Source organism: Cupriavidus sp. CP313 (assembly GCF_054072015.1).
The window spans coordinates 116,607-130,039 of the sequence record NZ_JBSVZB010000013.1 but is presented as its reverse complement, the minus strand read 5'-3'; the positions used below and the strand labels follow the sequence as shown (position 1 = coordinate 130,039).

Below are 13,433 nucleotides of genomic sequence, written 5' to 3'. Positions count from 1 at the left end.
GCGCCCCTTGTGCGCATCACACGGGCGCTCAGGTGTGCCATTGTCTGCACAATAACTGGCGGAAGAGAGAAGGATAATCGTTCGCATTTGAAATCGCAAACGATCCGGGGATGGCGCTGGATTACAGCGCATTACAACGTAAAGCCGCGGGACGGATCACTTGTCGTCGGCGATCCGATTCGCTGGAAGAGATGTGCAATGCACAAGCACGACGGCACGATGTAAACCAATCAACCACATGACTCGAAGGGGTGAAATTACCCCAATCAAGTTAGATGCCTCCTCCGCCGTTAAGGCGATGACCTGCACGCATGCGACAGGCGTCACCGATGCATGACGCCGCCACGCGTGTCGCCGATGAAAAACGCGCAGAGCGCGGACGAGGGAGGAGTAAACGCAATGTTGGACAACCTGAGCCTGAAAAAGAAGCTGTTATTGCCGCTGGTGCTGAGCTGGATCTGCCTGCTCGGCATCACGCTGTGGGACGCGTGGCAGATCCGCACGCTACGCATGGAAGAGCGGCGCCTGGACCTGGCCCACGTCACCGACACCGCATTCTCGGTGGTGGCCGAGTACGAGGCGCTGGCCAAGGCCGGCAAGCTGACGCAGGACGAGGCAAGGAATCAGGCCATCGAGCGCGTGCGCGCGATGCGCTTCGGCAGCGATGGCTATTTCACGCTGATGCGCTCGGACACCGTGGTGCTGATGCACCCGTTCAAGCCGGAGATGAACGGCAAGGCCATGGAAGGCACCAAGGACCCCAACGGCGTCTATCTCTTCCGCGAAATCGCCGAGATCGGCAAAGGGCCTGGCAAGGGCTTTGTCGAATACCTGTGGCCCAAGCCCGGCGCCGATGCGCCGCAGCCCAAGCTGAGCTATGTGGCCAACTTCCGCCCGTGGGACTGGAACTTCATCGCGGGCCTGTACCTGGACGACATCGAGGCGGCGTTCCGCGCCGAGCTGATGAAGGCGTTCGGCATCCTGCTGGGGGTTGGCTTGCTGATGTCGCTGGTGATGGTGCGCGTGGCGGCCAGCCTGCAGCGCCAGCTGGGCGGCGAGCCCGCCATCACGGCGCACATCGCCGGGCGCATTGCCGAAGGCGACCTCGGCAGCCAGGTCGAGGTGCGCCCCGGCGACGAGCACAGCGTCCTCTATGCGATGCAGCGCATGCAGGCGCGCCTGACCGGCGCGATCGGCAGCATCCGCGGCTCGGCCGATTCGATCGCGGGCGCGGCCAAGCAGATCGCCGCGGGCAACGCCGACCTGTCGCGCCGCAGCGAAGAACAGGCCGCGTCGCTGCAGGAAACCGCCGCCAGCATGGAGCAGCTCACCAGCACCGTGCGCCAGAGCGCCGAGAACGCGCGCCAGGCCAGCCATCTGGCCGAAGGCGCGTCGGACATTGCGGTGCGCGGCGGCACCATCGTCAGCCAGGTGGTGGACACCATGGGCGAGATCAAGAACGCCTCGGCCAAGGTGGTCGACATCATCGGCGTGATCGAGGGCATTGCCTTCCAGACCAACATCCTCGCGCTCAATGCGGCCGTGGAAGCGGCGCGTGCCGGCGACCAGGGCCGCGGCTTCGCGGTAGTGGCCGGCGAGGTGCGCACGCTGGCGCAGCGCAGCGCCACCGCGGCGAAGGAGATCAAGGCGCTGATCGGCAACTCGGCGCAGCGCGTGGACGACGGCGCGGTGCTGGTTGAAAGCGCGGGCAAGGCGATGGACGAGATCGTCGGCGCGGTCAAGCGCGTGACCGACCTGATGGCCGAGATGCGCGCGGCCACCGAGGAGCAGACCGGCGGCATCGAGCAGGTCAACCAGGCGGTGTCGCAGATGGACCAGATGGCGCAGCAGAACGCCGCACTGGTGGAAGAAGCCGCGGCCGCCGCCGCCTCGCTGGAAGATCAGGCGGATGCGCTGCATCACGCGGTCGGGCAGTTCCAGCTGGCGCAGGCCTGACGGCAGCGCCGCCGTTTGTCACTTGAGCGTCATACGCACCAGACTGCTGCGTGTATCATGAAGCGCAGCCGGCCGCTCCATGCGGCCGGCATGGACTCAGACCACTACCGGGAGAGCGCATCATGATGGCATTCATTGGCACCGTGTTCGTTGGCCTTATCGTCGGCCTGATCGCCAGGGCGGTCAAACCCGGCGACGACAAGATGGGCTGGATCATGACCATCGTGCTGGGCGTGCTGGGCTCACTGGCTGCCGGCTACGTCGGCCGCGCCATGGGCTGGTACCTGCCGGGCCAGCCGGCCGGCTGGATTGCGGCGGTGATTGGCGCGATCGTGCTGCTGGTGATCTACGGCATGGTCCGGCGCAAGGGCTGACTGGCGCGGCGCACGCCGGCGGCGTCCTGCGCGTCGGCCAGCGCCGGCGTGTCCGGCGCGCGCGCGGGGCCGACAGGGTTGGCCGGCGCGGGCGACACCTTGGGCGCAACCTGTGCCTGGGCCAGCGGCGCGCCGGGTACGGCCTCGGCCAGTGTCGGCGTGCGCGGGGCGCGCAGCCCTGGCGACGTATCGCGGCAACGCAGCAGTGCGCGGTCGCCGCCTGGCGCCATCGCCGAGATCTGCGGCGCGATCGCGCGCAGCACCCTGACCGCCAGCGCGCTGGTATAGCTGTAGCGCGCCGCGTAGGGTTCCCTGGCATTGACCACCACGGTGCCGAAGAAGCGGTCGCCGAGCGTAAACACGAAGGTCGCCGAGCGGTTGACCGAGCGCGATGAAATCAGCCGCCCGCCCGGCCCGTAGACCTGGAAGCGCTGGTCGCCGGTGCCGGTCTTGCCCGCCACCGTCAGCGTGGCGCCATCGCGGCCCGGCATGGTGAAGGCACCCCGGATCGACCTGGCGGTGCCGCCTTCCACCACATCGATCATCGAGCGCCGCACCACCGCGGTCACTTCTTCCGGCAGCAGGCGCTTGCCCGGCGCCGGCTGCAGCACGTAGCGCGTGGCGTAGGGCGTGCCATCGGCAAAGGCCAGGCTGTGCACCGCGGTGTTCTGCGTGGCCATCCCGCCTGACAGCAGGATGCCCGCCAACTCAGCCAGTGCGGCCGGGCGGTCGCCCGCGGCGCCGATGGCGCTGGCATAGGACGGCGTCAGCGAGTCGAACGGATAGCCCAGCCGCTGCCAGCGCCGGGCAATGCGCGCGAAGGCGTCCTGCTCCAGCAGCGTGCGGATGCGGTTGTCCTGGCCCGCCTTGCTGCGCGTGCGGAACAGCCACTTGTACACCTCCTGGCGCTCGGCGGTACTGGCGCGCAGGATCTCCGACAGTGTGGCGCCGGGGTGCTGGTCCAGGTACTCCACCATCCACAGTTCCAGCGGATGTACCCGCGAAAGGTAGCCGCGGTCGTTCAGGTTGAACTTGTCCTTGCCGTACTTGCGGTACAGCGCCGGCAGGTCTTCCTTGGCCAGCTGCTTGTCGCCCAGGCGCGCGCGCATGATGCGGACATAGCTTTCCTCATCCAGGTACGGCCGCGCACTCAGCAGCGTCACCGACATGCGCACCGCATTCAGGTGCGGTATGGTCATGCGCACTCGGCCCAGCAGCGTGTCCAGGCGCTGCGCCGAATCCTTGCCGCGGTAGCGCTGGTAGAAGCCGGCCATGTAGGCGCTGCCTTCCTGGTCGGCGAAGCGCTCCAGGTACTCGCGCCGGCCGGGCGCGTAGCGGTCCTCGAACAGATCGCCCATGTCAGGCTTGGCATGGAACATCTCGTAGCGCACGATGTCGCGCATCATGCGGATGAACACCAGGTTGACCGAGTGCTGGAAGCCCACGCGCACGGTCATGATGCGCTCACCCTCCCAGCGCTCGAAGTTGGTGAAGCTCTGCAGGCCCCCGCCGGTGTAGAAGCCTTCGCCGGCACTGCCGGAGTACTTGCGCTCCATCGCCGCCTCCAGCATCGGCATCAGCTCGCGCTCGTCCGGCTTGCGCGCCTTCATCAGGTAGTCCACCGCCCAGCGGCTGAGCGCATCCTGGCGCGCCAGGCGCACGGCGGCCAGCTCGTCGCGGCTCATGCCGGCGTAGCGCGCGTGCAGTTCGCTGATGATCTCCAGGTAGGTCACCAGCGTGCGCAGCTTGGCCGTGGAGCCCAGGTTCAGGCGCGCGCCGCTGTTGATATCGAAGGGCTGGTCGATATTGTCGGCCTGCACGCGCACCACGCTGGCATTGCCCACGCGCTCGTACAACGTGAAGCTGGTCATCAGTTTCGACGGATCGTCGTGGTCGCGCAGCAGGTTGTGGCCGTACAGGCCCATGGCGCGCGCATCGGCCTTGTTGTTCACGCGCTGCAGCGTCTCGGTGACGATGCGCTGTGCCTCGCGGTTGACGGTGCTGTCCACGGTCAGGTCGAGCCGATCCATGTCGTAGCGGCTCTCCACCCCGGTCAGCCGGGTGATATCGGCGCGCGCCCGGTTGACGGCCTTGCGCGTGACAAAGGGCTCCTGCGGCGGGCGCTCGGGTGGCGCGGCCTTGTCCAGCGGCTGCGCCAGCGCCGCGTCGCGCAGCTCGGCGGTGATGACGTTGTTGGCCGCCAGCAGGCGCAGGTAGCTGCCGGTCAGCGCATCCAGGTTGGTGTCGTCGCGGCGCAGGTGGTAGGACGGGCGGCGCTGCGAGATGATCAGCGACAGCGCGCGCTTGAAGGCCTGCGCCTGGCGCGGCTCGGGCGCGCGCTGGTCCAGTTCCTTGAGCAGCCGGTTGACCTCGCCGAAGTCCTCGCCATACCAGACCCAGAGCCCATCGCCGATGCCGTTGATCTCGCCGAAGCCGGCGCGCGCCGACAGCGGCACCGTGTTCAGGTAGTCGACCACGATGCGCTCGCGCGCGCGCTGGGTGTCGGGGCCGTCCAGGTAGGCACGCAGCGACGCCGACGCCATCTGGCGTAATTTTTCGGGGATCGATGCGGTGCGGCCTTCGGGCGAGTGCCGGTATTTCTCGATCTGCGTGGCCAGCGTGCTGCCGCCAGGCGCGTCATGCGACTTGTCGGCAAGCCGGATCACCTGGTCAAGCACCGCGCGCGACAGCCGGCGCCAGTCCAGCGCCGGGTTCATATTGGGGTATTCCGGGTTGAGCAGGCCCTGGTTCTCGACATAGAGCAAGGCGCTCACCAGCAGCGGCGGCACCGCGCCGAAGTCCGGGTACTGGCGCTGCGGATAGCGCTCGAACGCCAGCGTCAGACCGTTGCAGTCGCGCAGCAGCAGGCCTGCCTGGTTCTTTTCCCGGTAGGGCGTGAACAAGCCTTCGTCGATCAGCCGCACCATGTCGGGCGACATGCGCGCCTGTTCGGCGGGCACGTAGCCGCGCTGCTCCAACCGCTGCGCGAAGCGCGGCAGCTGCCCGTAGCCCATGCGGGCGTCGTAGGGTCCGGAATGCGGGAAACGGATGCTGTCGCTGGCGCCCGGCTGGATCTCGAACGTCAGCCGCTGCCCCAGGCTGCCGATCAGCCGCGCCTGCCAGTGCGAGTTGCGCACTTCGCTTGCGACAAAGCTGTACACGACATAGGCGCCCCCCGTGAGGGCGACCGCCAAGCCAGCGAAGATCCAGCCACGACGCGACACGTTTGGGCTTCCCTATTGGGCCGATGCAGCGCGCAGGGGCTGTCGTGCACCGGCTCGAAGCGCAATGTTCTCGCGGCGCGCGCACTCCGCGCGCCGCCTGTCTTGATATTACTAGGAGTAAGGGCAGCCTGCAGCAAACGCACGTACGGGCATCGTGCCGTTGCACACAGGCGCCACTCCAGGCAGCGCCTGCGCCACATTGCGCCCCTGCCCGAAAGGGTCATCAGGCTGGCTGCACGCGAGTCACGGGCCGCCCCCCGAACGGATAGCCCGGGTCGTTGTAGCCGTGCGTCGAGGCATGGCCCGGCGACACCAGCGCATCGACCATCGATTCTTCCTCGGGCGTGATGACGGCACCGGGCGCGCCCAGATAGTCCTCGAATTGCGCCAGCGTGCGCGGGCCGGCAATGACCGACGAGATGATCGGGTTGGCCAGCACCCACGCCGTGGCGAACTGGCCCGGCGTCAGCCCGCGCCCTTCGGCATGGACCCTGAGCTGCTGTGCAATCACCAGCGATTCTTCACGGAACTCGGTTTCCATCATGCGGCGGTCGGCGCGGCCGGCGCGCGTACCCTCGCCCGGTGCCTGCCCGGGCGCGTATTTGCCGGTCAGCACGCCGCGCGCCACCGGGCTGTAGGGCACCACGCCCAGCCCGTAGTGCTCGCATGCCGGCAGGATCTCCACCTCCGGCATCCGGTTCAGCAGGTTGTAGTAGGGCTGGCACGCCACCGGGCGCGGCACGCCCAGCTCGCCGCACAGGCGCGCGATTTCCGCAATGCGCCAGCCGCGGAAGTTCGACACCGCCCAGTAGCGGATCTTGCCGCTGCGCACCAGGTCGCCCATTGCCCGCACCGCTTCTTCCAGGTTCGTGCCGGGATAGTCGCGGTGCAGGTAGAGAATGTCGATGTAGTCCGTCGCCAGCCGGTGCAGGCTGTCCTCCACCGCGCGCAGGATCCAGACCCGCGAATAGTGCCCGTGGTTGGGCGCCGCCTGCATCGCGTTGCCCAGCTTGGTGGCAAGCACCCAGTCGTGGCGGTTGGCGGTCAGCAGGCGCCCGACCATCTGCTCCGACGCGCCCTTGGTGTACACGTCGGCGGTGTCGATGAAGTTCACGCCGTGGTCGCGCGCGCTGGCGACGATGCGGGCGGCTTCGGCCTCATCGGTCTGGTCGGCGAACATCATGGTACCCAGGCAAAGTGCCGAAACGCGCAGGTTGCTGGCGCCGAGGCGGCGGTAGGGCATGGTGGTGGCAGGCATGGTGGCTCCTTTGGATGGGGTGGGATGGCGTCGGGGTGGCCAGGCCGGACTGAACGGACTGGCCAGCTGTGATCACAATCCCACATTCTGCCGCTTCCGGGTCCGGCATGCTGGCGCCGCCAGAGAACAGCCGGGGGAAATCGCCGATACTCCCCGCTTTATTGCCGGCCAGCTGCATTAAGAATCGGCAGAAGGGATTGGGATATATGCGGACAGGGGAATTTCGAACACCTGTCCTTATTCCGTTCGCTGCAGTGCCTGGGACCGGTACTGGGCAAGCATAGCAAGGAATTTTTACCAAAATGACTAAGACATTTCAGATGTGCCAAGGCGAGTCGCCCATTTGAGGGACAGGGAAGGGAAAATAAGCATTTTCGCCACAACAGCAATATTTTTGACATTCCGCCGGCAGCGAACTGAGTAAAATGACGCCCGCAAAAATCCCACCCTTTCACCATTGATTTTTCCCGCCAGAATCATGAATCGCCATACCTGCCTTTCCGCCCCCGACCGCCAGCGCGGCGCGTCGGCGGCGCTCGGGCGCCCGGTTTGCGCCAAAGGCGGGCGCGCGTGAAGGCGGGCATCGCCGGGGACAACGGCAGCGCGGCGCTGGCCTTTGGCATTCGTGCCTGGTCGGCCTGGGCCGACGGCCTGCAGACGCAGGCTGACTGGCGCACGTGGAGCGCCACCCCGCACCTGCCAGCGCCACAGGCGGAGGCCCCGGCCTTGCCGGAAATGGCCGCGATGCTGCGCCGCCGCCTGCCCCTGCTCGGTCGCGTGGCGTTGGCGTCGGCCTATGCCTGCGCGCCAGGCTATGCCGGGGATACCAGGGTACCCGCGGTCTTTGCCTCGCGCCACGGAGATACCGGCCGGCTGGTGACGATGCTCACGGAACTGGCAGCCGGCGAGCCGCTGTCGCCGACCGCGTTCGGTTTGGCCGTGCACAACGCTATTGGCGCAGTGCGCTCGATAGACCTGGCCGATACGGGCAACCTGCAGGCGCTGTCCGCCGGACGGGACACCGTGGAGACGGCCGTGCTGGAAGCGTGCAGCTTGCTGGCCGACGGTGCGCCCGAAGTCATGCTGGTCAACTACGACGCGCCGGTGGCAACGCCCTATGCCGCGTTCGAGGACGAGCCCACCTCCCTGTACAGCTGGTGCTGGCGCATCGGCGCCCCCCGCGCGGGCGAACCCTGGTACACGCTTACACTGGCGGACGAGCCCGCCGCTGCACCGACGCCACAGTTGCCCCACGGCCTCGAAGTGCTGCGCTTCGTGCTGGCTGGCGACGCCCAGCTGCGCCATCGGGGCGAGAGCGCAACCTGGCAGTGGCAGCGCCATGGTTGAGCGCCTCGATCGCGCCTGGCGCGTCTGCGCCACCGGCCTGTGCTTTTCCGGGTTCGGGCTGGGCGGGCTGGTGTTGCGCGTGCTGGTGTTTCCGGTGCTGACGCTGGCGCCCTGGAGTGCGGTGCGGCGCCAGCGCGTCTGCAAGGATGTGATTCACTACGCGTTCCGGCTTTTCCTGTGGCTGATGTGTACCGTGGGCGTGATCCGCTACGAGGTGCGGGACGCGCAGCGGCTGCGGCGCCAGGGGCTGCTGATCGTCGCCAACCATCCGTCGCTGATCGACGTGATCTTCCTGATCGCGCTGACGCGCCGCGCCGACTGCGTGGTCAAGGCCAGCCTGGCGCGTAACCCGTTCACGCGCGGGCCGGTGCTGGCCACCGGCTATGTGCAGAACGATTCCGGCGCGGCGATGGTGCAGGGCTGCATCACTTCGCTGCGCGCGGGCAACAACCTGGTGATTTTTCCGGAGGGCACGCGCACGCCAGCCGATGGCAGCTTGCGGCTGCAGCGCGGCGCCGCCAACATCGCGGTGCGCGGCGGCTTTGCGTTGACACCGGTGATCATCCGCTGCGAGCCGCCCATGCTGCGCAAGGGCGACAAGTGGTACCGCGTGCCGGTACGCCGGACGCGCTACGTCATCGAGGTGCGCGAAGACCTCGACACCCGGCAGCTGGCTGGATCCAGCATGGCTGGTACCAACGACGCCATGGCTGTACGCGCAGTCACGCTGGCGTTGACCAACTATTTTTCCAGGGAGATACGCCGTGAAGGCGCTTGAACAAGAAATCAAAGAACTGATCGTCTCGTCGCTGTCGCTTGAGGAAGTGGCGCCCGACGATATCGAAACCGATGCGCCGTTGTTCGTCGAGGGCCTGGGCCTGGATTCGATCGATGCGCTCGAGCTCGGCCTGGCACTGCAGAAGCGCTTCGGCGTCTCCATGAGCGGCGACAAGGAAGTGGTGCGCGGACGCTTTGCCAGCGTTGCGGCGCTGGCGGCATTCGTGACCGCGCATCGCGCCGAACAGGCCGCGGCCTGAGGCGCCCCCCAAGTACCCTGACCCCTTCAAGCTAGTAGGCATGGCCATGACCCACGATGAAATTTTTGCGCGCGTTTCGGCAGTCCTGCAGGACTCCTTTGAAATCGAAGCGGACCGCATCCGGCCGGAAGCCCGGCTTTACGAGGACCTGGACATCGACAGCATCGACGCGGTGGACCTGCTGGTCAAGCTCAAGCCGATGCTGGACAAACCCCTCAAGCCCGAGCAGTTCAAGTCCGTGCGCACCATCCAGGATGTGGTACAGGCACTGGCGCTGCTGATCGACTCCGATTCCGCTGCGACTGCCTGATGGCGTGGCGCACCTGGACCTTGGGCGCGCTGACGCTGTGCTACCCGGTCGCGGTCTACGTCGGCCTGCAGTACTGGCCGCCGCGCATGGTGGCGTTGCTGCTGGTCGCGCTGCTGGCACTGCGCCTGGCCGCCGTGCGGCACGCGGGCTGGCGGCCACTGGTGCTGGCCGCGGCCGCGCTCGCGCTGGTGGTGTTCGCCTCCGGCGAGGCGATGCCGCTCAAGCTGTACCCGGCGCTGGTCAACGCGGTGCTGCTGGCCGTGTTCGGCTGGAGCCTTTGGCGTCCGCCCAGCGTGGTGGAGCGCATCGCGCGGCTGCGCGAGCCCGCGCTGCCGCCGTCGGGCGTGGCCTACACGCGCAAGGTCACCGCCGCATGGTGCCTGTTCTTCAGCGTCAACGGCACCCTGGCCATCGGCACGGCACTGTTTGCCAGTGACCGGGTCTGGGCGCTGTACAACGGCGCCATTGCCTACGTGCTGACCGGCGCCATGTTCGCCGGCGAGTGGCTGGTGCGCCGGCAGGTCATGGCGGGAGGCCGGCATGACTGAGTGGCCGGGAATCCGTGGCGCGATGGCCGCGCTCGCCCGCGGCAACGCGGGCGGTAAGGCCGATGCCGACGCAGCGCGCCTGTTGGCGCGCGCGGCCGCATGGCGCGCGGCCTTTGCCGCGGCACCCGGCGAGCGCTGGGCAATCTACCTCGAATCGACCCGGGACTTTGCTGCCGCGCTGCTCGGCGCCTGGCATGCGGGCAAGCACGTGGTGCTGCCCGGCGACATGCGGCCCGACACGCTACAGGCGCTACGCGCGCATACCGACGGCTGGGCCGGCGCATTGCCGCAAGGATTGCAGCCGCGGCAAGACGGCGACGCAGGCGAGGCCGGCGACGGCGACTGGCCGCTGCTGCCACCCGCCACCGCCATCACGCTGTTCACGTCTGGCTCGACCGGCACGCCCGAGGCCATCCACAAGCGGCTGGCACAGCTCGATGCCGAAACCCGCGCGTTGCAGGCGGCATTCGGCGCGCAGCTGCCGCGCCATGTCCGGCTGCTGACCACGGTCTCGCACCAGCACATCTACGGCCTGCTGTTCTGCGTGCTTTGGCCGCTGACAGCCGGCCGCGCCCTGCCGCACGCGCGGCTTGCCTTCCATGAGGAAGTCGTTGCGGCCTGCGGCGATACTCCCATAGTACTGGTCAGCAGCCCGGCACACCTGCGCCGCATGCCTGAATCAGTGGACTGGTCTGCGGCGCGGGCCGCAGTGTGCGCGCTGTTCTCTTCGGGTGGGCCGTTGCCGCAGGCTGCGGCCGAGGACGCGTTGCGCCACCTCGGGCAATCGCCCATCGAGGTATTCGGCAGCTCCGAAACCGGCGGCATCGCCTGGCGCCAGCGCGCGCACCAGCAGGAGCGCTGGACGCCCCTGCCCGGCGTGGCCGTGCGCCTGCAGGACGGCTTCTTGGCGGTACGTTCCGCGCACCTGCCCGACGATGGCTGGCATCTCTGCGCGGACCGGGCGCTGGCCGACGGTGATGACGGCTTCGTGCTGGCCAGCCGCGCCGACCGCGTGGCCAAGATTGAAGAAAAGCGCGTCTCGCTGACCCGCATCGAGCAGGCGCTGGCAGTATCACCACTGGTGCAGGACGCGCGCGTGGTGCTGGTGGACCTGGATGTCGGCACGCGCGTGGCCGCTGCCGTGGTGCTGAACGAGGGCGGCGCCGCCATGCTGGCCGATTCCGTGGATCCGCTGGCCCTCCCGCGGCGCTGGCACCTGGCGACCGAGGCGCTGCCGTGCAACGCGCAGGGCAAGACCACCGAGGTCCTGTTGCGCGACCTGTTCCGCCAGACCCTGCCGCGCGCGAAGTGGATCGAAAGCAGCGAGCACGCCGCCGCGGCCATGCTCGATATCGGCGAGCACCTGGCTGTCTTCGACGGACATTTTCCCGGCACGCCGATCGTGCCCGGCGTGGCGCAGGTCGACTGGGCCATGGCGCTGGCGCCGCAACGACTGCCGGTGCCGCCGCGCGAGCGTTTCCTGCGCCTGGACGTGCTCAAGTTCCAGGGCATCATCCGGCCCGGGAGCCAGGTGCGGCTGGACCTGGAATGGCAGCCGGCCAGACTGGCGCTGGCATTCCGCCTGACCTCGGCATCGGGCCCGCACGCCAGCGGCCGCATCGTCTTCAGGAGCGAGCATGGTTGACGCCTTCCGGCCCGTGGTGTTGGTGCCGGTCTACAATCACGAGCGCGCCATCGGCGCCATGGTCGATGCGATCCTGACCCATCCGGTGCCGTGCCTGCTCGTCGACGACGGCAGCAACGCCGCATGCGCCGCCGTGCTGCGCGAGCTCGCCGCGCGCCACGATGGCCGCACCGAGGGCCGCGTCACGCTGGTCAGGCTCGAACACAACCAGGGCAAAGGCGCGGCCGTGACCGCCGGTTTCGAGGCCGCCTGGCGCGCCGGCTACACCCACGCGCTGCAGATCGACGCGGACGGCCAGCATGATGCCGGCTGCATCCCCGCCTTTCTCGACATGGCGCAACGGCACCCGGCGGCCATGGTGTGCGGCAACCCGGTCTATGACGCCTCGGTGCCGCGCGGGCGCCTGATCGGGCGCTATCTGACCCATGTATGGGTCTGGGTCCACACGCTGTCGTTCGCGGTGCGCGATTCGATGTGCGGGCTGCGGGTCTACCCGCTGGCCGACGTGGTGCCGCTGACGCGCGCGGCGCGGATCGGCCCGCGCATGGAATTCGATATCGAGATCCTGGTGCGGCTGGTCTGGCGCGGGGTACGCATCATCAATATCCCCACGCCCGTGACCTACCCTAGCGATGGCGTCTCGCACTTCCGGGTCTGGCGCGACAACCTGCGCATTTCCTGGATGCACACGCGCCTGTTCTTCGGCATGCTGCGCCGCCTGCCGGCGCTGATAGGACGCAAGCTGGCATGAGCATGACCGCACCCGGCGCGGCGCCGGCCACCACCACTGCCGCGCGCCACTGGAGCCGCATCGGCGAAGCCACCTGCGTGTGGGGGGTCTGGTGCCTGTACGCGATCCATCGCCTGTTCGGCCGCCTGGCGTTCCGCGCAGTGCTGTACCCCGTGGTCACCTACTACTGGCTGACGCACAGCGCCGCACGCCGGGCCTCGCTCGACTACCTGCGCCGCGTATACCGCGTGACCGGAGCGGCTGGCGCCGGGCCCGGCGCGCGCAATACGCTACGCCACCTGTATGCGTTCGCCGACACGCTGCTCGACAAGCTGCTGGCGATCGGCGGGCGCTATGCCTTCGGCAACGTCACGCGCGAAGGCGCGGAGGTGATGCTGCGCCAGATCGAAAGCGGCCAGGGCGGCATCATCGTCACCGCCCATATGGGCTGCCTGGAGCTGTGCCGCGTGCTGGCGCGCCATCGCAGCGGCCTGCGCCTGACGGTGCTGGTGCATACCGCGCATGCGCAGCGCTTCAACCGCATCCTGTCCCGCATCGATCCCGGCGCCACGCTGCAGCTGTACCAGGTCGACGAGATCTCGCCGGCCACTGCGCAGGAGCTGGCCGACAAGGTCCGCGCCGGCGAGTTTGTCGCCATTGCCGGCGACCGCGCCCCCGCCCATGGCGGACGCGCCGTCAGCATCCCGTTCCTGGGCGCGCCGGCGCGCTTCCCTGTAGGCCCGTACGTGCTGGCCGCGCTGATGGACTGCCCGCTGTTCGCGATGGGCTGCATCCGCCACGGCGACGGCCACCTGCTGCGCTTTACCGAACTGGCGCGCACCGTGCGCCTGCCGCGCGCCGGCCGCGCCGAGGCGCTGGCCGGCTACGCCTGCGCCTATGCTGACTGGCTGGCCGAACTGCTGGTGCTATCGCCCTATGACTGGTTCAACTTCTACGATTTCTGGGCCGACCCCGACGCCACCGCCGGGCGCGCGCCTTGAGCC

12 protein-coding genes are annotated in these 13,433 nt (G+C 68.3%); 10 read left to right on the top strand and 2 right to left on the bottom strand.

Going from position 1 to position 13,433, the window contains the following annotated elements; translation table 11 throughout:
• Positions 1–399: 399 nt before the first annotated feature.
• Positions 400–1,956 (top strand): methyl-accepting chemotaxis protein, encoded by a 1,557-nt coding sequence (locus ACW4E8_RS19000; protein ID WP_456805936.1) that lies wholly within the window; start codon positions 400–402, stop codon positions 1,954–1,956.
• 122 nt (positions 1,957–2,078) lie between these two features.
• Entirely contained in the window at positions 2,079–2,330 is a 252-nt protein-coding gene (locus ACW4E8_RS18995) for a GlsB/YeaQ/YmgE family stress response membrane protein (protein WP_456805935.1), read from the top strand.
• Here the strand turns inward: ACW4E8_RS18995 and ACW4E8_RS18990 are convergent.
• Entirely contained in the window at positions 2,303–5,554 is a 3,252-nt protein-coding gene (locus ACW4E8_RS18990; protein ID WP_456805934.1) for a transglycosylase domain-containing protein, read from the bottom strand. The two genes, ACW4E8_RS18995 and ACW4E8_RS18990, sit on opposite strands and share 28 nt — an antisense overlap.
• A 223-nt stretch (positions 5,555–5,777) precedes the next feature.
• Positions 5,778–6,812, bottom strand: a complete 1,035-nt coding sequence (locus tag ACW4E8_RS18985) for an aldo/keto reductase (protein ID WP_456805933.1) — start codon at positions 6,810–6,812, stop codon at positions 5,778–5,780.
• A gap of 570 nt (positions 6,813–7,382) precedes the next feature.
• On the opposite strand from ACW4E8_RS18985, the gene ACW4E8_RS18980 reads away from it, so the two are divergent.
• The 8 genes from ACW4E8_RS18980 to ACW4E8_RS18945 are packed head-to-tail and all read left to right on the top strand — an operon-like array spanning position 7,383 to position 13,430.
• Complete coding sequence (locus tag ACW4E8_RS18980; protein ID WP_456805932.1) at positions 7,383–8,159, top strand: beta-ketoacyl synthase chain length factor; 777 nt, start codon at positions 7,383–7,385, stop codon at positions 8,157–8,159.
• Entirely contained in the window at positions 8,152–8,937 is a 786-nt protein-coding gene (locus tag ACW4E8_RS18975; protein WP_456805931.1) for a lysophospholipid acyltransferase family protein, read from the top strand. The genes ACW4E8_RS18980 and ACW4E8_RS18975 overlap by 8 nt, the downstream gene beginning before the upstream one ends.
• The gene (locus tag ACW4E8_RS18970) at positions 8,924–9,196 is read left to right on the top strand and encodes a phosphopantetheine-binding protein (protein WP_456805930.1); all 273 of its coding nucleotides are present in this window, start codon (positions 8,924–8,926) and stop codon (positions 9,194–9,196) included. The genes ACW4E8_RS18975 and ACW4E8_RS18970 overlap by 14 nt, the downstream gene beginning before the upstream one ends.
• 46 nt (positions 9,197–9,242) lie before the next feature.
• On the top strand, positions 9,243–9,506 hold the full coding sequence (locus ACW4E8_RS18965; RefSeq protein WP_037024754.1) for an acyl carrier protein: 264 nt from the start codon (positions 9,243–9,245) through the stop codon (positions 9,504–9,506).
• Positions 9,506–10,054 (top strand): hypothetical protein, encoded by a 549-nt coding sequence (locus ACW4E8_RS18960; protein ID WP_456805929.1) that lies wholly within the window; start codon positions 9,506–9,508, stop codon positions 10,052–10,054. Before ACW4E8_RS18965 ends, ACW4E8_RS18960 begins: the two co-directional genes overlap by 1 nt.
• On the top strand, positions 10,047–11,699 hold the full coding sequence (locus ACW4E8_RS18955; protein WP_456805928.1) for an AMP-binding protein: 1,653 nt from the start codon (positions 10,047–10,049) through the stop codon (positions 11,697–11,699). Before ACW4E8_RS18960 ends, ACW4E8_RS18955 begins: the two co-directional genes overlap by 8 nt.
• Entirely contained in the window at positions 11,692–12,450 is a 759-nt protein-coding gene (locus tag ACW4E8_RS18950) for a glycosyltransferase family 2 protein (RefSeq protein ID WP_456805927.1), read from the top strand. The genes ACW4E8_RS18955 and ACW4E8_RS18950 overlap by 8 nt, the downstream gene beginning before the upstream one ends.
• Positions 12,447–13,430 carry an LpxL/LpxP family acyltransferase gene (locus ACW4E8_RS18945; protein ID WP_456805926.1) on the top strand — a complete coding sequence of 328 codons (984 nt, stop codon included), beginning with the start codon at positions 12,447–12,449 and terminating at the stop codon, positions 13,428–13,430. Before ACW4E8_RS18950 ends, ACW4E8_RS18945 begins: the two co-directional genes overlap by 4 nt.
• The last annotated feature ends 3 nt before the right edge of the window (positions 13,431–13,433 follow it).